This is a genomic window from Shimia sp. Alg240-R146 (assembly GCF_947331465.1).
In the GTDB taxonomy this organism is placed as follows: domain Bacteria; phylum Pseudomonadota; class Alphaproteobacteria; order Rhodobacterales; family Rhodobacteraceae; genus Shimia.
The window spans coordinates 1,585,906-1,607,242 of sequence record NZ_CAMZOK010000001.1; the positions used below are offsets into that span (position 1 = coordinate 1,585,906).

Here is a 21,337-nt window from a genome sequence, read left to right on the forward strand (position 1 = left end):
GTCAGATGGATAATGTCATGGCGAGCGCGGCAAAGGCGCCTGCATTGAGCAATGTGAAAATGACGCCCGCAACTTTCCAGCCAATTGGAGTGGCCACCTTTGGGTGTGAGCGGATTAGGGCGACGACGAGTAAGAGCTGGTAGACAAACAGGAGCGCGGCAAAGAAGCCGGGAAGCACACCAGTTCCGGGAAGAACCAGCAGCAAGGCCAGAACCGGTTGGTGAAACAGCGCGGTGCCATAGTTGCCGACCCAAAACGTTTCACCGCTAGAGCGTTGCCCGCGCAAAAGCGCCATGAGCCAAGCTGGCGAAAATAGCGCGATTTCGGCGGAGGTCTCTTGCTTCATGGTCCATCTCCGGAATGCGTGGCCCGATCAAAGACTTTGCGATGCGTGAAGGTGTTAGGTGCGGGCAGAAATGGACGGCCAGCGTGCAGCCCAAGATATCAATGAAGGAGGAGAAAAAAGGGGCGCCCGAAAGCGCCCCGTTCCAGTCTGATCGGGGAGATCAGTTCTTTTCTTTGTCGACCATTTTGCCAGCAGAGATCCAAGGCATCATGCCGCGTAGTTTGGCGCCAGTTGCTTCGATCATGTGCTCGTCGTTGGCACGACGGGACGCTTTGATTGTTGGCTGACCAACTGCGTTTTCCAGCATGAAGTCACGCACGAATTTACCTTGCTGGATGTCGGTAAGAACATCTTTCATCCGGGCTTTGGTTTCGTCGTAGTTCAGGATACGTGGGCCGGTGACGTACTGGCCGTATTCCGCAGTGTTGGAGATCGAGTAGTCCATGTTGGCGATGCCGCCTTCATAGATCAGGTCAACGATCAGCTTCACTTCGTGCAGGCACTCGAAATAGGCCATTTCAGGTGCGTAACCTGCTTCGACCAGAGTTTCGAAACCACAGCGGATCAGTTCAACCAGACCACCGCAGAGAACAGCTTGTTCACCGAACAGGTCGGTTTCGCATTCTTCGCGGAAGTTGGTTTCGATGATGCCAGAGCGGCCGCCACCGATGGCGGAGCAATAAGACAGGCCGATTTCCAGCGCTTTGCCGGATGCGTCGTGATCAACAGCAACAAGGCAAGGCACGCCGCCGCCTTTAGTGTATTCGCCGCGTACAGTGTGACCAGGGCCTTTAGGCGCCATCATGATCACGTCTACGCCTTCTTTAGGCTCGATCAGGCCGAAGTGTACGTTCAGGCCGTGGGCAAACGCGATGGCAGAGCCGGGCTTGATGTTGTCGTGGACGTATTTCTTGTAGGTTTCAGCCTGAAGTTCGTCGGGCATGGTGAACATGATGACGTCACACCAAGCAGCGGCTTCGGCGATGCCCATCACGGTCAGGCCTTCGCCTTCGGCTTTCTTGGCGGAGGCAGAGCCTTCGCGCAGAGCCACAACAAGGTTCTTGGCGCCGGAGTCGCGCAGGTTCAGCGCGTGGGCGTGGCCTTGGGAGCCGTAGCCCAGAATGGCGACTTTTTTGTCTTTGATCAGGTTAATGTCGCAATCGCGATCGTAGTAAACGCGCATGATGGGCGCTCCTCTTGTTGGTGTCAGTGTGTCTTTGAGGGGATCATAAGGCGGAAGTGGGCAAAAACGAGCGCAGTCACGCCGATAATTCCTTAATTTTTGCCGATAGTCATTCTCCAATATGCGTGATAGTGATTTTTTCATGCTTGATGATCTGGATCGGCGCATTTTGCGCTATATGCAAGACGACCCGACTCAATCTCTGCCGGATCTGGCGGACCGATTGACCGTGACCGTGTCGCGGTTGACGCGCCGGTTGGACAAATTACGTGAAGCCGGGATCTTGCGCGGTCAGCGCGCGGTGATCGACTGGCAGGCGTTGGGGTATGCCGTGGAGGTGTCGTTGCGTGTGACGTTGGACAAAACGCAATCACGGGCGTTTGACGATTTCATCGAGGCGGCACGCGACATTGCCGAGGTGACAGAGATTCAAACCTTTCTGGGTCGCGTTGACGTGCGTTTGTCGGTGATTGCCAAAGATATGCGTCACTATCAGGAGGTTTATCGTCGGCGGATTTTGACGCTTCCGCATATCGCGGACATTGAGTCATTGATGCATGTGGCGCGGATCAAATCCGATGAAAGCCTGCCGCTATGATTGACCTAGATGACATCGATCGAGGCCTGCTGGCGGCCTTGGCAGAAGACGCAACGCAAAATGCGGGCGCGTTGGGGCGTAAGTTTGGATTGAGCCAACCTGCGGCGTGGCGACGGATCAAGCGTCTGACGGACAGCGGAGCGATTGCCGGGCGCAAGCTGGATTTGGATCGGGAAAAACTGGGATTTGGGGTGACCGTGTTTTTGGGGGTGAAACTGGCCACCAAGGGGCGGGTCAGCCTTGAGGATTTCGAGCGCGCCGTCAGTGCCATTCCAGAAGTGCAGACCATCGAGCATGTGCTTGGGATGTATGATTATCGCTTGCGTGTGGTGGCGCGAGATATTGCCGATTTTGAACGGGTTCTGCGTCGGCGGGTGATGACCTTGCCCGGAGTCGGTAATGTGGAAGCCAACGTTTTGCTAAGTGAAGAGCGCCGCCCTGGACCGTTGTTGTGATCAATTGTCCGTCGAAAACCAAACTTTAACGGCTTACCGATATTCCATGCAAAAAACCTAGTAGGGCAGAACTTATGCAAGCGGAAAAACGAGAAATACTCACTAAGGTTGCCGCGGTCACCTTGTTTGCAAATGCCAGTGTTTTCATCGTGGCAGCTGTTTTGACCGAACGGGATGAATGGGCAAGCGCGTTTCCGGTTGTGATCTTGCTAGTGAGTGTGCTGACGATTGGCATCTCTTGGAGTTTTGGGCGCTTGGTGCAGAAATCTCAGGCTTTGTCGGGCGAGCTGAAGCGCCTTGAGAACCACGACAAACTAACAAACGTTGCGAGTCGAGAGTTTTTCTTTGCGGAGATGGAGCGTCGGCCTTCGGTTCACGGTGTGATCCTGATGGTGGATTTGGATCGGTTCAAATCAGTAAACGATACATATGGACACCTTGTCGGGGACGTTGTGCTGCGGGACGTAGCGACACTTTTGGCGGGGAACATTCGCGGAGAAGACCTGATCTGTCGCTTTAGCGGAGAAGAGTTTCTCATCTTTTTGAACCGTCAGGACGAGACAACCGGTGCCTCAATCGGAGAGCGCCTGCGGTCGGTGGTTGAGAAACGCAAAATTCCGATTGGCGCCACTGATCCGGTGCGGATTACAGTCTCGCTTGGTGCGGCACGCATGGATAGCATCAGCAACTTGAAGGTTGCGATCACAGCGGCCGGCGAGGCGCTTTGCCGCGCCAAAAGCGGTGGGCGAGACCGGCTGGTCGTTGGCTGGAGTGATATAGAGACCAGTGCAATGGAGGACGCGGCCTGAGCCTGTCTTGATGGGCTGAAGCAGTTTCTCGACAAAGTGCAGTTTTCTTTTTCTGGTCACCCTCATAGGGTGGCCAGAACTTTGCAAGGAGAGTGCCAATGGCCCATTCATCAGTGGTTGATCCCGACGGACTTCAGGAATTTTCCGTGGTCTTTACAGACCGGTCTTTGAACCATATGAGCGCGACTTTTCAACAGGTTATGCGCGATATCTCTGACATGCTGAAAGAGGTGTACAACGCGGATGGCGTGGTGCTTGTGCCCGGTGGCGGAACCTATGGCATGGAAGCGGTTGCGCGTCAGTTTGCACGCGGTGCACGCACTTTGGTAGTGCGCAATGGTTGGTTTTCATACCGTTGGAGCCAGATTTTCGAAACTGGCGGATTTGCCGCTGAAAGCACGGTGATGAAGGCGCGTCAGGCCGGAAACGACGTGAGTGCACCTTTTGCTCCGGCACCGATTGCCGACGTGGTGGCCCGCATTCGCGAGGAAAAGCCGGACGTTGTTTTTGCGCCGCATGTGGAGACCAGCGCGGGGGTTATTTTGCCGGATGATTACATCGCGCAGATGGCCGCCGCCGCCCATGACGTGGGGGCGTTGATGGTGCTGGATTGCATCGCGTCGGGCTGTGTCTGGGTCGACATGAAGGCATTGGGAGTGGATGTGTTGTGCTCGGCCCCGCAGAAAGGCTGGAGCGCGAGCCCCTCGGCCGGTTTGGTGATGATGTCGGATAAGGCTTTGGAACGGCTGGAAAACACTCAGTCAGACAGCTTTGCAATCGACCTAAAAAAATGGCGCGATATCATGGCGGCTTATGAAAATGGCGGTCATGCCTACCACGCGACACTGCCAACGGACGCGTTGCGGGACTTTCGCGACACGATGGCGGAAACGCGGGACTATGGCTTTGACAAGTTGCGCGATGCGCAATGGGCGCTTGGCGATGGCGTGCGCGCTATATTGCGGGACAAGGGTGTGACGTCGGTGGCGGCGGACGGCTTTGGCGCGCCGGGCGTTGTCGTAAGCTATACCAGTGATCCGGGCGTGCAGAACGGTAGCAAATTTGCCGCCAAAGGCATGCAGATTGCAGCGGGCGTGCCGTTGGCTTGCGATGAGCCGGACGGGTTCATGACCTTTCGGTTGGGCCTCTTTGGGCTGGACAAACTCTATGACGTTGACGGAACCATTGCGCGGTTGAAGGCCGTGCTGGATGAGGTCCTTTAGCGACTGCGAAGATACGGTCCGCGCAGTGCGATGTTGCTTGGGCGGACCAATCCGAACCGTAGGGTTAGGCCAATGGCGGCAAGGCTGATCATCAGCCACAATCCGCCCCACATCATCGTGGTTCCGCCAAATTCTTCGGCCAACATGCGCGCGTCTGATCTCAGGTGCGCGCGGGCGATGGTGTCATCGAAAATGTCGAGTGGCGCGTAGATCATACTGGTCAACCCAATCGTGCGCAAAACCATGTCATTAATTTGCAAGCTGAAATACCTTGCGGAGGCCAACATGGCGAGCCCCGTGCCGGTCACAAAAACAAGCGCAAACAAGTCACGGACGTAGAAGGCGGCGACGAGCAGCGTCACGACGCCGAAGAGCCCGACCACGGTTCGATCCCAATGCGTGCGCATGGCAATCAGAAACAGGGCTGAGCCGATCACGAGAGACCCAAGATAGCCGGCGGACAGCGACAGGAAGCGGCTTCCGCCACGGGCCATCACCAGCCCGCCTTCGTTTGGGTTCAGTGTCAGGCTGAGCACTTCGCCACCGGTCGCGAGCACCGTGATCGCGTGGGAGAGTTCGTGGAGAAAGACTGTCAGGAGCCGCAAGGGCAGCACGAAGTCCGTGTGCCACAAGAGCGCGACAGCCAGCGTCAGACCCAGCAATTGCCAATGGCCCAGAAAGAAGGTCCAGAGCTTGCGCATGCCTTATCGCACACCCAATCCCATTTGCATGAGGGTCTTGCGCACAGGGGCAAGCGAATAGAGCGCGTTCAGCCCCATGGCGCGGGCGTCGCGCAGCGGGCGGGACTCGACCATGGAGGCGCGGTTGAGCATGTCGATGCCTTGCACCCTCAGTTTCACCTCGGCAAAGCGGCGGCGGTGATAGGTCTCAAGCATGGTTGCGTCGCCGAGTTGTGACGGATTGGCCGTCGCCAGATCAAGCAACACGCGCATGTCGCCAAGGCTCATGTTCAGCCCTTGCGCGCCAATTGGAGGGACAACATGCGCGGCCTCGGCCACAAGTGCGAGGCGTTCGCCATGAAGACGCTCGGCGGACTGTGAGATGATTGGCCAGATGGTGCGGCGTGAGGCAAGTTTCAGAGGGCCAAACAGCGCGCAGCTGCGCTCGGTCATTTCGGCTTCAAATTCGGCTTCGTCCAGGTCGAACAGTTGGGTTGCCCTTGCGCTGCGCTCCATCCAGACTAGGGCGGAGGAGGGCATTCCGTTGTAATCTGGCAGGGGCACCAACGTGAAGGGGCCGCCGGAGCGGTGAATTTCTGTGGAGACATTGGCGTGTGGGATCGGGTGCGTGACGGCCAGCGCCAACGCTTTTTGGCCATAGCGCGTGGTGTGTACTTTGATGCGCGCTGCCTCTCGCATGGGGGAGTTGCGCCCGTCAGCGGCGATCACCAATCGCGCGGTTGTCTGGCTGCCGTCTGAAAGGCCGACGCGGGCCTCGTTGGTGCGCGTAAAAAGCGTGGTTGTCGCGGTTCCGAGCCGCAGATCAACGTTTGGCAGGTCTGCGAGCCGCGCCAGCATTTCGCGTCGCAGCAACCAGTTGGGCAGGTTCCACCCGAAAGGCTGGTCTGACAGGTCGGCGGCGTCAAAGTTTTTGATGATCCGCGGTTCCGGCACATCACCGCCGGCATCTACGATGCGCATGACTTGCAAAGGCGCGGCATGAGGCGCCAAGCGGTCCCACAGACCAGCCTGATCCAGCAGGGTGCGGGCCGGTTGCAAAAACGCCGTTGTGCGCAGGTCTGATCCGGCAACGTCGCGTTCGGTGACAGGCGGCGTGGGATCGACGCATTGCACAGAAAACCCGGCATTGCCAAAGGCGGCAGCAGCCGTCAGGCCAGCGATGCCGCCGCCGGAGATCAGGATATCAACAGTCGCCGAAGTGGGGGATGTGCTCATGCTTGGGGCCTCCTGCGGCAACACTACGCCGGACGGCGGGGGCTTTAAAGGGGGCGAAGTGTCATCCGCAGCCGTTATCCGCGCGAAATCATGAGCAGGATGATCCCGATCACAGGAACGGCGCAGACGGCAGGGATATAGAGTCCGGGAATGCCAAAGAGCGCGATTGATGTGCCCCAAAGCACGACGATGAGCAGAACCAATGCGTAGATCGCGACGAGGGTTTTGGTGGATGTGGGTTCGTAAGAGGCCATTGGGCAAATTCCTTTGTTCGCGGCCTGAATGCGGCAGCGGTTTTTAACAGCGGGTGACTGTTGGAATTGCCTATGCGATAGCGCGCCACGCGCGATCAGTCAGTTTGTCGCAATGGCGACAACCCGCCGACATCGATCAGGTCAGTTTGCCAAGAAAGTCGGTCAGATCGGCCGTGTGGTGGTGCACATGATCCGCTTTAGTATCTGCGGGCGCAACGTGCACTGTGCGCATGCCCATTTGGTGCGGCACTTTGAGGTTGCGCAAGTCATCCTCAAACATGGCGGCGCGGGTGGGTTCGACGTTGGCCTTGTCAAACACGGTTTCAAAGGCGGCGCGTTCCGGCTTGGGCAAGAAATCCGCGTTCTCGACGCCGTAGATTCCGTCAAACAGGCCCTCAAGGCCACGCGCGTCCAGCACGCGCTCGGCATAGGGCGCGGTGCCGTTGGTGTAGACAATGCATTGACCAGGCAGCGATTTGATATGCGCCGCAAGCGTCAGATCCGCGCTGAGGTGATCCAGAGAGATCTCGTGGACCTCATGCAGGTATGGCGCGGGGTCCACATCATGTTCGCGCATCAGCCCCGTGAGCGTTGTGCCATAGCGCGCCCAGTAGTCCTTGCGCATCTGATCAGCAGTGGGTCGATCCACACCCAAAGCGGTCATCACGTAGTTGGTCATGCGCACTTCGATTTGGTCGAAGAGGCGCATCTGCGGCGGGTAGAGGGTGTTGTCGAGGTCAAACACCCATGTGTCGACGTGGGCAAAAGAGGCTTTGGGCATGCCTGTCTGTAACGTGCTACCGCCTGTACGCGCAATGGCGGGGTTGCAACAATTGTCGTTGCGCGTAGTCTGGCCTGCAGTGCGACGCGGAGACAACTGACATGCCCCAAGGCCAGCGGCCCAACAAAGATGCCTATTCCCTGATCCTGGAAGCGATCGATGTGGGCGAGTACAAACCGGGTGACCGGCTGGTGGAAAGCGATCTTGCGGATCGGTTTGGCGTGTCGCGCACCCCGATCCGTGAGGCGTTGCAGCGGCTGGAGACCCAATCGTTGCTGGCGCGTGATGGCCGCAGTTTGATTGTCAGCTCACTGGATCACAACCAGATGGCCGAGCTTTACGTTGTACGCACCGAGCTTGAGGGGTTGGCCGCAAAATTGGCTGCGCGTCATGCTACCAAAGAAGAAGTGCGCGTGTTGCAGGATATGGTGGCAGCGGATCAGAGGCTGGTGAATGACCCTTCGGCGCTGGCGCGGTCCAACCGGCGGTTTCACAAGCAGATCCATCTGGCGAGCCACAACCGGTATCTGGTGCAACAGCTGGATCTTGTGCATCGGTCGATGGCGTTGATGGCGACCACATCTATTGCTGCCGAGGGGCGGGGTGAAGATACGGTTGTGGAACATCAGGCCATTGTTGATGCAATTGCCGCGCGTGATGAAGACGGCGCCAATGAAGCGTTGCGCCGCCATATCAGCACCGCGTTTGTCACCCGATTGAAAGCCGAAAACGAGGAGTGATCATTCCGGATCTGCTTGCGCCATTGGGGCGGGGTGGCCGCTATACTTCAGATCGGTGGCTTCGGCAGTTTTGCCATGTTCGGTTTTGTCCCAGTAGTAAGGCGCAACGACCAGTTCGATCAGCGCCTTGTAGGAGGCAAGTGTGGCCAGCGGGAAATAAAACACCATGGTTGGCGCCCAAGCGATCAGCTTTGAGCGGTTGGTGATCACCGCTGCGGTGATCCATGTGGCCAGGTTTGACAGCGTCGCGCAGATCAGGCCGAGACTGAGCCAGAAGGATGGGCCAGACAGGCCTGCCTGCCAGTTTGGCAAGGTAAGGCCAAAAGTGGCACCCCAAAGAATCCAAAGCAGGGGCGCGAGAAGAAACTGGCTTAGCGTGCTGAGAAACACCAATTGGAACCCGAGGAACTGTCGCGCGCCGAGATCGCGCCAGAGTCTATGTGGCGTTCGCATGTGCACGAGATAGGTCACCATAAACCCCTTGAGCCAGCGCGAGCGTTGCCGCACCCACGCGATGGGGCGGCAATTGGCTTCTTCCATTGTGACTGTGTTTATCAATTCACTGCGATAGCCATAGCGCGCCAAACGGTAGCCAAGGTCAGCGTCTTCGGTGACGTTGTGCGCGTCCCAGCCGCCGACCTCTTCGATCACATGTCGCCTAAGAAACAGGGTGGTGCCGCCCAGCGGAATGGCGAGTTTGAGGCGGGACAGGCCGGGTAGGATGATACGAAACCATGTGGCATATTCGATTGAAAAACAACGAGATAGCCAGTTTGTGTAGGGATTGTAGTAATCAAGGATGCCTTGCAGGCAAGCCACGTCTGACGGGGCGGTCGCAAAGTGATTGGCCACGCGTTCAAGCTGATCCGGAGCAGGGGCATCTTCCGCGTCCCAAATGCCGATGATGTCGCCTTTGCAGAAATCCAGTGCGTAATTCAGGGCGCGCGGCTTGGTTGTGACGCCTGTCCCTTTGGGCACGACAACCACGCGCATCCATTTGGGCAAGGCGGTGCGGGCAACGGTGGCGTGTGTGAGCGTGTCTTTTTCTTCCAGCACCAAGACCACATCCAGCAAAGCACGGGGATAGGTGAGGCGGGTCAGGCGGCGGATCAGCGCGCGGGCAATCTCTTTTTCTTTAAACAGGGGCACCATGACCGAAATGCGTGGCAAGGGTGCGGTACGAATTGGCGGTGGCGCGCGGGCAGAGCGGCGGAAAAAAGCGACCATGGCGGCGATGCGAAGGGCGGTGGCGGCGCCAAGGGAAATGAGTGCCCAGCTGGTTGCGATCAAAAAGAAGGCTTTTGAGGCAAATGCGAGCGAAAACAAAAAAGCCACGAACGAGCAGGCGAGGGCTAGCTTTTGTAGCAGCGAACGCCGATCCCAACCTCGACTGCTGTAATGAGGATGCAAGCGATGTTCAGCCAGCGTGGTCAGACTGCGGCGGGATTGGCGCGCGATAAGCCCGGTGACCTGATCCTCCGGGGCAATCACAACAGGCGCATTGGCATATTGCAGCGGCAGGTTGCAGCGCGCCTTGGCCAGCCTGTCCGGTCGTCCGGTAGCCAAACAGATGCGATCGCCGAACCTGCGCCATGGCAGGATATTGTGTTTCAGACAGACCTCGGGTGGCAGCAGCGCGAAAAGACCCGGTTCCGGGGGAAGGCGGTCCAAATCGATCAGTCGCATGCCCGTGCGTTCCGCATGCAGGCGCCAATAGCGGTCGCGTGACAGCCAGCCGCGTGACAACAGGATTTCGGGTAGAGTGGCATCCCAGAGTTTTTGGCGATGCAGTGCAAAGAACAGCTGCCATGGCGTGATCCAAGCGCGCTCCACCAGAGTGCGCCCCAGCGGCAGGGGCGGTAGATCTTGCGTTGGAAGTCGTCGCGGTTCCAGATTGGGTCGCGGCTCATTCATCTGCGTCACCCCGTTGAACTGTCAGAACAATTCTGGGGTGGCTTGGTTAACAGTTGGTTAATTGAGCCGTTGGTCAGGCAGCCTTAGCGGCCATATAGGCGGCAAATTTTTCAAACAGGTAAAAGCTGTCTTGCGGGCCGGGGCTGGCTTCGGGGTGGTGTTGGACGGAAAACACCGGCTTGTCAGCCAGACGGATGCCGCAGTTGGATCCGTCAAACAGCGACACATGGCTTTCAACGACGCCTGCTGGCAACGTCTGGGCATCAACAGCAAAACCATGGTTCATCGACGTGATCTCAACCTTGCCGGTGTCGTGGTCTTTGACCGGGTGGTTGGCACCGTGGTGACCGTGGTTCATTTTCACAGTCTTGGCGCCTAGCGCCAGCGCCAGCATTTGGTGGCCGAGGCAGATACCAAAGACAGGAATGTCAGCTTTGAGCACATCCTTGATCATTGGCACAGCGTAGACACCTGTCGCCGCCGGATCGCCGGGGCCGTTGGACAGGAATACACCGTCGGGATTGTGCGCCAATACCTGTTCGGCGGTCGCGGTTGCCGGCAATACAGTCACGTCGCAGCCAGCCGATGCCAAGCAGCGCAGGATGTTGCGTTTGGCGCCAAAATCAACGGCGACAACTTTGTACTTGGGATCTTCCTGGCGTGCGTAGCCGTCTGGCCATGCCCAGCGCATCTCGTCCCAACGATAAGATTGCGCGCAGGTGACTTCTTTGGCCAGATCTACGCCTTCGAGACCGGAAAAGGCGCGAGCTTTTGCCACCAGTGCGGCGGTGTCGAAATTGCCGTCCGGATCATGGGCCAGCGCCACATGGGGCGCCCCTTGTTGACGGATGGCGCGGGTCAGCCGGCGCGTGTCGACCCCGCCAATCGCGATGCGCCCGCGCGCCGCCAGCCAATCAGACAGGGTGCCAGCCGAGCGCCAGTTGCTGGGTTCAGTCGGGTCCCATTTCACCACCATACCGGCGGCCACTGGATCGGCGGTCTCATCATCTTCGGGTGTGACGCCGGTGTTGCCGATATGGGGAAAGGTAAACGTGACGACCTGACCGGCATAGGACGGGTCCGTCATGATCTCCTGATATCCGGTCATGGCGGTGTTGAAGCAAAGCTCTGCGATGGTGTCGCCGGTTGCGCCAAATCCGCGCCCGTAAAACAGGGTTCCATCAGCAAGGGCAAGGCATGCGGTCGGGTGGGATGGGGCTTTATGGGCCATGGCGCGACTCTCCGGCTGACAAATTGTCGGGAAACTATGTCGGGGGCCGAGTGGCGTCAAGGCGAAGCGTGTTTCCGCCGAAAAATAGCGTGAAACCCCTTATTTTTATGGCGATGTTTGCGCAACCTTTCGACGTTGCGAGTCGCGATGACTTTATATAGTGTCTCAATCTTATGTTTGGCAGTGAACGGCAATGCACATGACCCTGAGAGAAGAAATTTCCGCAGCCCTGAAGCAGGCGATGCGGGACCGCGCAGCAGAGCGGCTGTCGACCCTTCGGCTGATCAGCGCGGCGATCAAAGATCGCGACATCGCTGCGCGTGGCGAAGGTGAGGATGCAAGCGGCGTCAACGACGCGGAAATACTGGCGATCCTGGCCAAGATGGTCAAACAACGGCAAGAAAGCGCGCGCACCTATGAAGAGGGTGGGCGGCTTGATCTGGCGGAACGCGAGATGAACGAAATTCCGGTGATTGAAGAGTTCCTGCCAAAGCAGCTGAGTGATGATGAAGTTGTTGCTGCGGTTGAGGCGGCAATTGCCGAGGTCAGTGCTGAGTCGATCCGCGATATGGGCAAGGTGATGGGGGCGCTGAAGTCCAAATTCACCGGCCAGATGGATTTTGGCAAGGTGGGACCGAAGGTCAAGGACCTGCTGAGCAAGTAAGGTCCAGAGGTTTACCAAAAAAGGCCCGGAGTGCAGTCGCGCTCCGGGCCTTTTTGATGACGTGTCGTGAGTAGATCAGACGAAAAGGAAGTCGTCGTCTGAAATGTCTGTGGCGGCAACACCGGACAACAGGAACGAGATGCCGTTGTCCATTTCGACCAATGCGCCATCTGCAGTGTCGGTCACCGAATAGGTGGTGGTGTCACTGTCGATGCGGATCAGGTCCACGCCGTCCTCAAAATCGAGGATGGTGTCGAGGCCATTGTCGACGCTGTCAAAGAACACAAATTGGTCCGCGTCCGCGCCGCCGAGAAGCGTGTCATCGCCTACACCGCCGCGAATAGTATCTTCGCCGTGGCCGCCAAACAGTACGTCTGCGCCGCTGCCGCCGGTGACATAATCATCGCCGTTCTGGGCGTAGATGTTGTCGTCGCCGTCCCCGCCATGCAGAGCGTCGTTGCCGTTGCCGCCGCGCAGGGTGTCGTTGCCGTCGCCGCCAAAGCCCGTGTCATCGCCGTGGCCGCCGTTTAGCAAGTCATTGCCATTGCCGCCGGAAAGGAAGTCGTCGCCATCCTCACCAAACAGTTGGTCGTTTTCGTCGTTGCCATACATGCGATCGTTGCCTTCGCCACCGATCAGCGTGTCGTCGCCGCGCCCGCCACGCACAAGATCATGGCCGTCGCCGCCGGACACAATGTCAGCGCCATTGCCGCCGTACATGCGATCGTTGCCTTCACCGCCAACAAGTACGTCGGCACCGTTGTCGCCGCGAAGGGTGTCGGATCCAGTGCCGCCAAAGACGGTGTCACTGCCGTGGCCTCCCCAGATGTTGTCGCGGCCACTTTGGCCACCGATGACGTCATGACCGTTGCCGCCGCTGATCCAGTCGTTGCCGGCACCGCCAAGAATGATGTCGTGGCCGTTGTCACCATACAGGCGGTCATAACCGTTGCCGCCATCGATGAAGTCGGAGCCGGAGCCGCCATGGATGATGTCCGCGCCAAAGCCGCCGAACAGGGCGTCAAAGCCGCCGCCGCCATCCATGACGTCGTTGTCGTGCTCGCCAAACAACAGATCGGAGCCGCCATTCCCATACAGCGTGTCGTCCCCGTCATCGCCAAATGCGATGTCTACTCCGCTGCCACCGTCCAGCATGTCATTGCCATCCCCGGCAACAAATACAACCCGTCCGTCTGAGACGGTTACGGTTTCATCTCCACCTGTACCGATTGCGAGGACAACCTCGTCAAAAATCAGGTCGAGCAATCCGGAAAAGAAAGCGGTGAAGTCGTACGGCCCCGCAGCAATGATGATGTCTTCTTCGGTCACCTCGGGTGGGGCGACAAACAGACTTTCGAGCGTCGGAACGCTGGGTGGACTAATAGGCATGTGAAGGCCCCCAAATGGCAATGTGACGTAGAAGTGGTGGAATCTTGTCAAGAATGGGGCGAGATTCCCTTGAGAGTCAACGCAGGCCTTAACTGAAAATTAACTGTTTCCTGAATGGCGACAATTAACCATTTCTGGGAATCAGCATCGGAAACCAGTCTTTGCGCAGCTTCTGACCTTCAATCATGTCATGCCCGGGGAAAGGCGGAGAGGTGGGGCCAGGGCGTGTTGTGTAACGTGCATCTTCGCCCAAAAGCCTAAGGGAGAAAGCGCGCCGCCGGGTGGTGGCGTGGTTGCCACGGGCACCGTGCAACACGTGAAAATTGAAGGCAACCGCATCGCCGGGTTGCATCGTCCACTCTACGACCCGCATATCCTCGGCGTCAGGATCTGGCACAGGGATGTAGTCATCGGCGTTGGGAAAGAAGCTTTCTTCGCTGGTCCAGCGGGTGGGCAGCACCGGCTTTTCCCACAAGTGCGAGCCTGCCACGAGGCGTAGCGTGGCCTCTTCCACCGGATCCAAGGGGGACCAGAAGCTGAGCGTCTGGCTGCCTTGCACAAAGTAGTAAGGCCCGTCCGTGTGCCAAGGCGTGGCCATCGAGGTGCCGGGCTCTTTGACTAACACATGATCGTGGAACAGTTGCACGCTGGGCGACTGCATCAGTTTGGCCGCAACTTGTGCGGCGTCGCTGTTTTTGATCACGTCCTGAAATTCGGGAATGCGTTGCCAATTGCAGTAGTCGTCAAAGAAGCGACCAGTTTCGCCGTCTCTTTTGTTCTCAGATGCATAGGGGCCGGGTTCGTCCATGTTTCGCGCAACACCTGCACGCAGGGTCTCAAGGTGGTCGGTAAACAGCCCGCGGATCACCACCACCCCGTCGCGTTGAAACGTGTCGATATCCTGTTGTGTGACCGTGACCATTGGTGGCTCCCCCTAATTTGATCGCAGGGCAGCTTGCGCGTGGGTCGCGGCAAGGTCAAATGGTAAAACGCGGGCGTTCGCTCTGACGCAGGATGCGCCATGACGCGGGGAATAGGTCAGAACGCAGAGTTGTGACGTTGCAAGCTTTGCGCCATTGCCACGAGGCGTGGTCCCAAGTCGTTTTCCATTCGTTCTGGCGGCAGAAAGTGTGCTGGGCCACCGAGATTGAATGCAAGGTTGGGGGAGCCTTCGTCGCGCACAGGAAATGGAACGGCAAGGGAATGCACACCGTCGTGCCAATCGCCGTAGTTCACGTAAAACCCGTTGGTCGCGATTTGAGCCTCGGCGTCTTCGATGCCAGCTTGGGTTTCAGGCCAGTCCTGTGGTCCGTAATAGGCCGCCAGCAAATCGAGGATCTCGTCTTTTTCTTCGCCTATGCAGCCGGCAATATAAGCGCGTCCCATGGCCGAGCGGGCCAGTGAGATGCGCGACCCGACACCGAGTTGCAGCGAGACCACCCCGTTGGCCGCGCGGGCGCAGGCGAGGTAGGTGACGGTCGGGCCGTCACGCGCGCCAAGCGCAACTTGCACGCCGTCACCGGCGTAGTCCGCCAAATCCTGCATCAGGTCTTTGGCAGCGTCCCGCATCGGCATGGCGCCAAGGCAGGAAAACCCAAGACTGAGCACCGGGACGCCAATGTTGTAGCGGCCCGTGGTCTCATTATAGAGCAGGTAGCCGGTGGTCATCAGCGTGTAGGTCAGGCGCGAGATTGTCGAGTTCGGCAAGCCGGTGCGCTGGGCCAGTTCGCGGTTGGAAAGTCCGGCGCGGTCTGACGGCTTAAAGGCGCGCAGCACTTCGAGACCACGCGACAGGGCCGTGACGAACTGGCGGTCGTTTTCGGGGGGCGTTGTTGGCTCGCCGGGCGTTTGGGCGCGTTTTCTCATTGGTCAATCGTATTTCCGCATGGTGGAATTTCTATGCGTCATGTGAGGTTTTTCCACAAGACCTTGCCGGCACCGGATCGGGGCAGGTCGTCAACAAATTCCACAATGGAGGGGCATTTGTAGGCGCTCATCTGGGTGCGGCACCAATCGATGATCTCTTGCCCGGTGAGTGTGTTGCGGGCCTCGGCGCGGGGAATGATCACGGCTTTCACGCATTCACCGCGTCGGTCGTCTTTGGCCGCGATCACGCAGCATTCGGCGATGTCGGGATGGTGCAGCATCAACATCTCGATCTCGGCGGGCCAGACTTTGAAGCCAGCCGCATTCACCATGCGTTTGACGCGGTCCACCATAAAGAAATATCCATCCGCGTCGCGGTAGCCAATGTCACCGGAGCGAAAGAACGGCACACCATCGATTTCGACAAAAGCCTCTTTGGTTTCGTCGGGGCGCTGCCAGTAGCCCAGGAAGTTCTGTGGCGCGTGCATAACGATTTCGCCAACTTCGCCGTGCGGCATTTCGGTATCGCCGCCGATTTCCAGCACACGGCTGTCGACCTCATAAACCGGTTGCCCAAGGCATTGGCGCTTGGGTGCGTGGATTGGATTGACGTGCGTGGCGGCCATGGTTTCAGACAGGCCATAGCCTTCTACGTAATCCAGTCCAGTCATCTCCTTGAGTTTGCCGGCGATGGCTTCGGGCATCGCAGCCCCGCCGCCGCCGATCATTTCAAGAGAGGACAGATTGTAGGTCTCGAAATTCGGATCATTCACCAGATCGATGGCCATTGTGGCGATGGAGCGCCAGCGGGCAATTTTGAAGCGTTCAATCAGGCCAGCGGCGAGCTTGGACGACCAGCGCGGCAGGATTACGTTGCGCCCGCCGGTCATCAGCGGCGCGTGCATGCCGTTCATCATCCCTGTGACATGAAAAAACGGCAGTGCGCCGAGATGTACAGTAACTTCCGTGGTCGGGTTCCAAATCACGCCGGCCACCAGCGAAGCCATCACTGTGCGATGCGTGTGCACACAGCCTTTAGGGTTTCCGGTGGTGCCGGAACTGTAGGGGATCACTGCCAGATCGTCAGAAGTGGTGTCGCGCGGGGCAGGGATGTGGTCAGCGTCGATGGCGGATTGAAAGCCAGTCATGCCAAGCGCTTCGGCCTCGGTTTCGCTCATGGCTTGGACCATGTTTTCAGGTACAAGGTCAAACCCTTTGAGCCCCATGTCGGTCATGCGAGTTCCGATCAGGGTTTGCAGATCGCCGCGATTAAGCGCGGGCAAAATGCTGGCGGACAACTCCAGCGCACAGATTGCGATTTTGGCCCCGGTGTCCTCCACTAAATAGTCGATCTCGGCCTGTTTGTTCATCGGGTTCACAGGCACCACAGCGCCGCCCGCGCGTAAAATGGCGTAAAACGCGATGATGTATTGCGGGCAATTTTGGGTATAGAGCAGCACGCGGTCGCCTTTGGTCAGGCCGACATGTTGCAGATACCCCGCGAGGGCCGACACGCGCGTCGCGATGTCCGTGTATGTGTAGTCAGCACCATTGTAAGTGATGCCGATCCGGTCGCCCCATTTGGTAGCGGTTTTGTCCAGATTGACGTCGACCGGCGTGTCCGGGCGATCAAAGGTCCAAGGCTTTTCGGTGGGCCAGAAATCGGGAATGCGGGCGTTTGGATGAGGCATGTGGCGTTCCGGTCTTAAGAGTGCTGCGGAGGGTCCGCGATGAGGTAGCCTAACGTCAAGCGGCGTTTCGTCATGCGGAATTTCACCCAAGTGTCGTCGCGTCGTTTTTGGCCGCATTGCAGCGAAACGCGTTTCCGCGATGCGGAAGCAGCCGTAGGATACAGACAAATGGACTTGGTGCGTTTGGTGAGTCTCAGCGCACATTCGGGAGGAAATCTGATGTTTGATCTGACTGGCAAAGTTGCCGTTATCACGGGCTCTAGCCGCGGTATTGGCCGCGCAATTGCCGAAATGTATGCCAAAGCGGGCGCCAAGGTTGTGATCTCTAGCCGCACCGCCGAAGCGTGTGAACCGGTGGCCGAAGCAATCCGCGCCGATGGTGGCGAGGCGCTGGTGGTGCCGTGTAACGTCAGCCATCGTGCCGAAGTTGAAGCGCTGGTTGAAAAGACGCTGGCAGAATGGGGTCAAATCGATGTTTTGGTCTGCAACGCCGCGATCAATCCGGTTTTTGGCCCGCTGAGCAATCTGGATGACGAAGCTTTTGCCAAAATCATGACGGCGAACGTGCTGTCGCCGTTGCAGCTGTGCAATCTGGTTCTGCCGGGGATGGCGAAACGCGGTGGCGGCAATGTCGTGATCCTGTCGTCGATTTCTGGCATCACAGGCAACGCCGTGATTGGCGCCTACGGGATTTCCAAAGCCGCCGACGCGTCGTTGGCACGCAACTTGGCTGTAGAGTGGGGCCCGAAAGGCATCCGTGTAAACGCTATCGCGCCAGGTCTGATCAAAACCGACTTCGCCCGCGCTTTGTGGGAGAACCCGGATTATCTGGCCAAAGTCGAAGGCCAGAACCCGCTGCGCCGGATTGGCCAGCCTGAAGACATTGCAGGAACCGCCTTGTTCCTTGCCACCGACGCCAGCGCCTATATCACCGGCCAGACCATCGTGGCCGATGGCGGCGAGACAATTTGCTAAGAGATTTGAGGGAGAGACGAGATGAGTGAGACACAAGTTGTAAGCGTCGAATATGTGGGCGACGTCGCCCTGATTTGCATCAACAATCCGCCGGTAAACGCAGGCAGCGCGGCGATGCGCCAAGGTCTGCAGAAGGCCGTTGCCGATCTGAACGCTGAGGGCAAAGTCAAGGCGATTGGTCTGTATTGCGCGGGTCGCACCTTTGTTGCTGGCGCCGATATTTCCGAATTTGGCAAACCGCCTCAGATGCCGATGATGCCGGATCTCTATAACGAGGTCGAAGCATCCGAGATTCCGCTGGTGGCGGCCATTCACGGTACTGCGCTGGGTGGTGGTCTGGAACTGGCCGTGTCCTGTCACGCCCGCATTGCTGTGCCAACCGCCCGTGTGGGCCTTCCGGAAATCCATCTGGGTCTGCTGCCCGGTGCTGGTGGCACGCAGCGGGTTTCGCGCTTGGCAGGCATTCCGGTGGCGCTAGACCTGTCGCTGTCGGGCCGTCAGATGCCCGCCAAAGAAGCTTTGGCAGCCGGTATTGTTGATCGCATTGAAGACGGCGAGCCGCGCGACATTGCGCTGGCTGCCGCACAGGAAGTTGCTGCCGGTACATTGCCAACCCGCGTAACGCGCGACATCGAAACCAAGCCTGATGAAGCGGCTCTCGAAGCGGCCAAAGCGATGGTTGCCAAGAAAGCCCGCGGTCTAAATGCTCCGGTGCAGGCGATCAATGCTGTTGCGGCATCGACCTTGCCGTTTGACGAAGGTCTCGCGGCGGAGCGTGCGGCTTTCATGGCCTGCATGGGCACAGATGAATCTCGCGGCATGATCCATGCGTTCTTTGGCGAGCGCGCCGTGGCAAACATTCCGGAGAAGAAAGAAACCCCGCGCGATGTGCAATCGCTGGGCGTGATTGGCGGCGGCACGATGGGGTCGGGCATTTCGACATCTGCCTTGATGGCGGGTCTGCCTGTGACGCTGATTGAAGTCTCGCAAGAGGGTTTGGATCGCGGTGTGGCGACGATCACCGGCAATCTGGCCGGCGCAGTGAAGCGCGGCAAAATGTCGGAGGCAAAACGCGATGCGGCACTGGCGAACCTGACGGCTTCAACCGACATGAACGCGCTAAGCGATGTGGACCTTGTGATCGAGGCTGTCTTTGAGAAGATGGAGATCAAGAAAGAGATCTTTGGCAAGCTCGACACCATTTGCAAAGAGGGTGCCATTCTGGCGTCCAACACCAGCTATCTCGACATCAACGAGATTGCCGCGATGACCAACCGTCCGCAGGATGTGTTGGGTCTGCACTTCTTCTCGCCTGCGCATATTATGCGTCTGCTCGAAGTTGTGGTGGGTGAAAAGACTGATCCTGCCGTTGTGGCGACGGGCTTTGCTCTGGCGAAACGCATGAAAAAGGTCGGCGTTCGCGCAGGCGTTTGCGATGGTTTCATCGGCAACCGTATCCTTGGGCACTACCTCAAGGTCGCAAGCTATCTGGTGCTGGACGGAGCGCATCCCGATCAAGTGGACAGCGCGCTTGAAGGCTTTGGTTTTGCCATGGGTCCGCACCGCGTCGGCGATCTGGCAGGGCTGGACATTGGCTATATGACACGCAAACGGCTTGAGGCGACACGCCCTGCCGAGGAACGTTATGGCGGCGCGATTGCGGATCGTCTGAGCGAAAATGGCTGGAACGGGCGCAAGACTGCCAAGGGCTATTACGTTTATGAAGGTCGTGAGACGTTGGAGAACCCCGACCTGAACGGGATCATTGATGACGTGCGAGCCGAAGCTGGTATCACGCCCAAAACGTTCACGGATGAGGACATCGTAGACCGTTATATGACGGCGATGATTTCCGAGGCGGCGCGGGTTCTGGAAGACGGCATCGCGTTGCGCCCAGTGGATGTCGATGTGGTGTTCTTGATGGGTTACGGGTTCCCACGTCACCGTGGCGGGCCGCTCTGTTATGCGGATACCATTGGCGCCAAGAAACTTGTCGCGCGCATTGAAGCCTACGCCAAGGAAGACGCGCATTACTGGAAAGTGCCTGCGTTGTTGCAAAAGATGGCAGACGAGGGCGGCAGCTTTGACAAAATGAATAAGGGGAAGTGATCCAATGGACCTGAGTTATTCAGCAGAGGACCTTGCGTTTCGCGACGAGGTCCGCGCCTATCTGGCGGAAAACCTGCCTGAGCGTATCAGCGATGTGGTGTGCTCTGGTGCAGAGTTGACCAAGGAAATTATCGAAGAATGGCATGCCATTTTGAACAAACGTGGCTGGCTCGCGACGATCTGGCCCAAAGAGTTTGGCGGGCCGGGTTGGAGCCCTGTGCAGAAGCACATCTTTGAGGAAGAATGCTGTCGCGCCTATGCGCCGCGCATTGTGCCGTTTGGCTTAAATATGCTGGGTCCGGTGTTGCAGGTATTTGGTTCCAAAGAGCAGCAGGACCATTATCTGCCCCGCATTCTGGACGGCACCGATTGGTGGTGCCAGGGCTATTCCGAGCCGGGTGCCGGATCGGACTTGGCGTCGCTTAAGACCCGCGCGGAACGTGATGGTGATGAGTGGGTGATCAACGGTCAGAAGACGTGGACCACGTTGGGCCAGTTTGCGGATTGGATTTTCTGCCTGTGCCGCACTGATCCCGATGCCAAAAACCAAGAAGGCATCAGCTTTATCCTTGTGGATATGGCCACGCCGGGCATCGAAGTGCGCCCGATCAAGTTGATCGAAGGCGGCTATGAGGTGAACGAAATCTTCTTTACTGACGTGCGGGTGCCGGTTGGCAACCTTGTTGGCAAGGAAAACAAAGGCTGGACGATTGCCAAGTTCTTGCTGACGCATGAGCGCACAGGCATCGCCGGCGTTGGCTTCTCGATGCAATCGCTAGAAGAGGTCAAAGCAATCGCGCGCAAGACCATGCGCGGAGGCAAGCCGCTGATCGAAGATCCGTTGTTTGCGGCGCGTGTCGCACAGGCCGAGATTGATCTTGAGGCGATGAAAATCACCAACCTGCGCATGTTGTTTAAAGCGCAAGAACAAGGCGCGCCGGGACCGGAGACGTCGCTTTTGAAGATCAAAGGCACGGTGATCAATCAGGAACTCAAAGACCTCGCACGTCGTGCGCTGGGACCAGCGGCTGCGCCGTTCCCTGGCCACATCACCGAGGGCAACCTGATGTTTGGCCCAGCCGATACCGAACACAATGCGGCGCGATATTTCAACAACCGCAAAACCTCGATTTTCGGTGGGTCCAACGAGATCCAGCGCAATATCGTGACCAAGACCATGCTGGAGCTGTAAC

21 protein-coding genes are annotated in these 21,337 nt (G+C 58.2%); 9 read left to right on the forward strand and 12 right to left on the reverse strand.

The window, feature by feature from the left end:
• Nucleotide 1: 1 nt before the first annotated feature.
• A complete protein-coding gene (locus PG871_RS07640) occupies nt 2–346 on the reverse strand; it encodes a hypothetical protein (RefSeq protein WP_270727934.1) in 345 nt (114 codons plus the stop codon).
• Nucleotides 347–506: 160 nt separating this feature from the next.
• Nucleotides 507–1,529, reverse strand: coding sequence for a ketol-acid reductoisomerase (ilvC, locus tag PG871_RS07645; protein ID WP_054004008.1), 1,023 nt, complete (start codon nt 1,527–1,529; stop codon nt 507–509).
• A 142-nt stretch (nt 1,530–1,671) separates the two neighbouring features.
• Here ilvC and PG871_RS07650 point away from each other — a divergent pair, with 142 nt between their 5' ends.
• The 4 genes from PG871_RS07650 (at nt 1,672) to PG871_RS07665 (ending at nt 4,614) form a co-directional block, all read left to right on the forward strand.
• Nucleotides 1,672–2,127, forward strand: coding sequence for an Lrp/AsnC family transcriptional regulator (locus PG871_RS07650; protein WP_270728743.1), 456 nt, complete (start codon nt 1,672–1,674; stop codon nt 2,125–2,127).
• On the forward strand, nt 2,124–2,582 hold the full coding sequence (locus PG871_RS07655; RefSeq protein ID WP_270727937.1) for an Lrp/AsnC family transcriptional regulator: 459 nt from the start codon (nt 2,124–2,126) through the stop codon (nt 2,580–2,582). The genes PG871_RS07650 and PG871_RS07655 overlap by 4 nt, the downstream gene beginning before the upstream one ends.
• 149 nt (nt 2,583–2,731) lie before the next feature.
• On the forward strand, nt 2,732–3,391 hold the full coding sequence (locus PG871_RS07660) for a GGDEF domain-containing protein (protein WP_270727940.1): 660 nt from the start codon (nt 2,732–2,734) through the stop codon (nt 3,389–3,391).
• 98 nt (nt 3,392–3,489) lie between these two features.
• A complete protein-coding gene (locus tag PG871_RS07665; RefSeq protein ID WP_270727943.1) occupies nt 3,490–4,614 on the forward strand; it encodes an aminotransferase class V-fold PLP-dependent enzyme in 1,125 nt (374 codons plus the stop codon).
• On the opposite strand, the gene PG871_RS07670 is transcribed toward PG871_RS07665, so the two are convergent.
• The 4 genes from PG871_RS07670 to PG871_RS07685 all read right to left on the reverse strand — a co-directional run bounded on the left by PG871_RS07670 (nt 4,611) and on the right by PG871_RS07685 (nt 7,565).
• Nucleotides 4,611–5,315: a M50 family metallopeptidase gene (locus tag PG871_RS07670; protein ID WP_270727946.1), complete on the reverse strand. Its 705-nt coding sequence runs from the start codon at nt 5,313–5,315 to the stop codon at nt 4,611–4,613. The two genes, PG871_RS07665 and PG871_RS07670, sit on opposite strands and share 4 nt — an antisense overlap.
• Nucleotides 5,316–5,318: 3 nt before the next feature.
• The gene (locus PG871_RS07675) at nt 5,319–6,530 is read right to left on the reverse strand and encodes a UbiH/UbiF family hydroxylase (protein ID WP_270727948.1); all 1,212 of its coding nucleotides are present in this window, start codon (nt 6,528–6,530) and stop codon (nt 5,319–5,321) included.
• A gap of 74 nt (nt 6,531–6,604) precedes the next feature.
• Nucleotides 6,605–6,784, reverse strand: a complete 180-nt coding sequence (locus PG871_RS07680) for a hypothetical protein (RefSeq protein WP_054004013.1) — start codon at nt 6,782–6,784, stop codon at nt 6,605–6,607.
• A 136-nt stretch (nt 6,785–6,920) separates the two neighbouring features.
• A complete protein-coding gene (locus PG871_RS07685; RefSeq protein ID WP_270727952.1) occupies nt 6,921–7,565 on the reverse strand; it encodes a pyrimidine 5'-nucleotidase in 645 nt (214 codons plus the stop codon).
• Between the two features lie 101 nt (nt 7,566–7,666).
• Between PG871_RS07685 and PG871_RS07690 the strand changes: the two genes are divergently transcribed.
• Nucleotides 7,667–8,305: a GntR family transcriptional regulator gene (locus PG871_RS07690; protein ID WP_270727954.1), complete on the forward strand. Its 639-nt coding sequence runs from the start codon at nt 7,667–7,669 to the stop codon at nt 8,303–8,305.
• Here the strand turns inward: PG871_RS07690 and PG871_RS07695 are convergent, their stop codons facing one another.
• Both PG871_RS07695 and carA read right to left on the reverse strand, forming a co-directional pair.
• Nucleotides 8,306–10,219: a glycosyltransferase gene (locus PG871_RS07695; RefSeq protein ID WP_270727957.1), complete on the reverse strand. Its 1,914-nt coding sequence runs from the start codon at nt 10,217–10,219 to the stop codon at nt 8,306–8,308.
• Nucleotides 10,220–10,292: 73 nt separating this feature from the next.
• Nucleotides 10,293–11,450 carry a glutamine-hydrolyzing carbamoyl-phosphate synthase small subunit gene (gene carA / locus PG871_RS07700; protein ID WP_270727960.1) on the reverse strand — a complete coding sequence of 386 codons (1,158 nt, stop codon included), beginning with the start codon at nt 11,448–11,450 and terminating at the stop codon, nt 10,293–10,295.
• Nucleotides 11,451–11,649: 199 nt separating this feature from the next.
• Between carA and PG871_RS07705 the strand changes: the two genes are divergently transcribed.
• Nucleotides 11,650–12,114: a GatB/YqeY domain-containing protein gene (locus PG871_RS07705; protein WP_270727962.1), complete on the forward strand. Its 465-nt coding sequence runs from the start codon at nt 11,650–11,652 to the stop codon at nt 12,112–12,114.
• A gap of 75 nt (nt 12,115–12,189) precedes the next feature.
• Here the strand turns inward: PG871_RS07705 and PG871_RS07710 are convergent, their stop codons facing one another.
• From PG871_RS07710 to PG871_RS07725, 4 genes are all read right to left on the reverse strand, one after another.
• Nucleotides 12,190–13,503: a calcium-binding protein gene (locus tag PG871_RS07710; protein WP_270727964.1), complete on the reverse strand. Its 1,314-nt coding sequence runs from the start codon at nt 13,501–13,503 to the stop codon at nt 12,190–12,192.
• A 124-nt stretch (nt 13,504–13,627) separates the two neighbouring features.
• Nucleotides 13,628–14,425 carry a phytanoyl-CoA dioxygenase family protein gene (locus PG871_RS07715; protein WP_270727968.1) on the reverse strand — a complete coding sequence of 266 codons (798 nt, stop codon included), beginning with the start codon at nt 14,423–14,425 and terminating at the stop codon, nt 13,628–13,630.
• Nucleotides 14,426–14,541: 116 nt separating this feature from the next.
• Nucleotides 14,542–15,369 (reverse strand): IclR family transcriptional regulator, encoded by an 828-nt coding sequence (locus PG871_RS07720; RefSeq protein ID WP_270727970.1) that lies wholly within the window; start codon nt 15,367–15,369, stop codon nt 14,542–14,544.
• Between the two features lie 38 nt (nt 15,370–15,407).
• Nucleotides 15,408–17,060: a long-chain-fatty-acid--CoA ligase gene (locus tag PG871_RS07725; RefSeq protein WP_270727972.1), complete on the reverse strand. Its 1,653-nt coding sequence runs from the start codon at nt 17,058–17,060 to the stop codon at nt 15,408–15,410.
• Nucleotides 17,061–17,279: 219 nt separating this feature from the next.
• On the opposite strand from PG871_RS07725, the gene PG871_RS07730 reads away from it, so the two are divergent.
• From PG871_RS07730 to PG871_RS07740, 3 genes are read left to right on the forward strand one after another with little or no spacing between them, the layout of a single operon-like run.
• Nucleotides 17,280–18,035, forward strand: coding sequence for an SDR family NAD(P)-dependent oxidoreductase (locus PG871_RS07730; RefSeq protein ID WP_270727974.1), 756 nt, complete (start codon nt 17,280–17,282; stop codon nt 18,033–18,035).
• A gap of 21 nt (nt 18,036–18,056) precedes the next feature.
• On the forward strand, nt 18,057–20,144 hold the full coding sequence (locus tag PG871_RS07735) for a 3-hydroxyacyl-CoA dehydrogenase NAD-binding domain-containing protein (protein WP_270727976.1): 2,088 nt from the start codon (nt 18,057–18,059) through the stop codon (nt 20,142–20,144).
• A 4-nt stretch (nt 20,145–20,148) separates the two neighbouring features.
• Nucleotides 20,149–21,336, forward strand: coding sequence for an acyl-CoA dehydrogenase family protein (locus PG871_RS07740; protein WP_270727977.1), 1,188 nt, complete (start codon nt 20,149–20,151; stop codon nt 21,334–21,336).
• The last annotated feature ends 1 nt before the right edge of the window (nt 21,337 follow it).

Bases quoted from the DNA above. Each gene is read 5' to 3' on its own strand.
- PG871_RS07725 (WP_270727972.1), bottom strand. From the start codon at position 17,060: ATGCCTCATCCAAACGCCCGCATTCCCGATTTCTGGCCCACCGAAAAG.
- PG871_RS07735 (WP_270727976.1), top strand. From the start codon at position 18,057: ATGAGTGAGACACAAGTTGTAAGCGTCGAATATGTGGGCGACGTCGCC.
- PG871_RS07650 (WP_270728743.1), top strand. From the start codon at position 1,672: ATGCTTGATGATCTGGATCGGCGCATTTTGCGCTATATGCAAGACGAC.
- PG871_RS07680 (WP_054004013.1), bottom strand. From the start codon at position 6,784: ATGGCCTCTTACGAACCCACATCCACCAAAACCCTCGTCGCGATCTAC.
- carA (WP_270727960.1), bottom strand. From the start codon at position 11,450: ATGGCCCATAAAGCCCCATCCCACCCGACCGCATGCCTTGCCCTTGCT.
- PG871_RS07730 (WP_270727974.1), top strand. From the start codon at position 17,280: ATGTTTGATCTGACTGGCAAAGTTGCCGTTATCACGGGCTCTAGCCGC.
- PG871_RS07675 (WP_270727948.1), bottom strand. From the start codon at position 6,530: ATGAGCACATCCCCCACTTCGGCGACTGTTGATATCCTGATCTCCGGC.
- PG871_RS07710 (WP_270727964.1), bottom strand. From the start codon at position 13,503: ATGCCTATTAGTCCACCCAGCGTTCCGACGCTCGAAAGTCTGTTTGTC.
- PG871_RS07705 (WP_270727962.1), top strand. From the start codon at position 11,650: ATGACCCTGAGAGAAGAAATTTCCGCAGCCCTGAAGCAGGCGATGCGG.
- PG871_RS07690 (WP_270727954.1), top strand. From the start codon at position 7,667: ATGCCCCAAGGCCAGCGGCCCAACAAAGATGCCTATTCCCTGATCCTG.
- PG871_RS07740 (WP_270727977.1), top strand. From the start codon at position 20,149: ATGGACCTGAGTTATTCAGCAGAGGACCTTGCGTTTCGCGACGAGGTC.
- PG871_RS07685 (WP_270727952.1), bottom strand. From the start codon at position 7,565: ATGCCCAAAGCCTCTTTTGCCCACGTCGACACATGGGTGTTTGACCTC.
- PG871_RS07715 (WP_270727968.1), bottom strand. From the start codon at position 14,425: ATGGTCACGGTCACACAACAGGATATCGACACGTTTCAACGCGACGGG.
- PG871_RS07720 (WP_270727970.1), bottom strand. From the start codon at position 15,369: ATGAGAAAACGCGCCCAAACGCCCGGCGAGCCAACAACGCCCCCCGAA.
- PG871_RS07655 (WP_270727937.1), top strand. From the start codon at position 2,124: ATGATTGACCTAGATGACATCGATCGAGGCCTGCTGGCGGCCTTGGCA.
- PG871_RS07670 (WP_270727946.1), bottom strand. From the start codon at position 5,315: ATGCGCAAGCTCTGGACCTTCTTTCTGGGCCATTGGCAATTGCTGGGT.
- ilvC (WP_054004008.1), bottom strand. From the start codon at position 1,529: ATGCGCGTTTACTACGATCGCGATTGCGACATTAACCTGATCAAAGAC.
- PG871_RS07695 (WP_270727957.1), bottom strand. From the start codon at position 10,219: ATGAATGAGCCGCGACCCAATCTGGAACCGCGACGACTTCCAACGCAA.
- PG871_RS07665 (WP_270727943.1), top strand. From the start codon at position 3,490: ATGGCCCATTCATCAGTGGTTGATCCCGACGGACTTCAGGAATTTTCC.
- PG871_RS07640 (WP_270727934.1), bottom strand. From the start codon at position 346: ATGAAGCAAGAGACCTCCGCCGAAATCGCGCTATTTTCGCCAGCTTGG.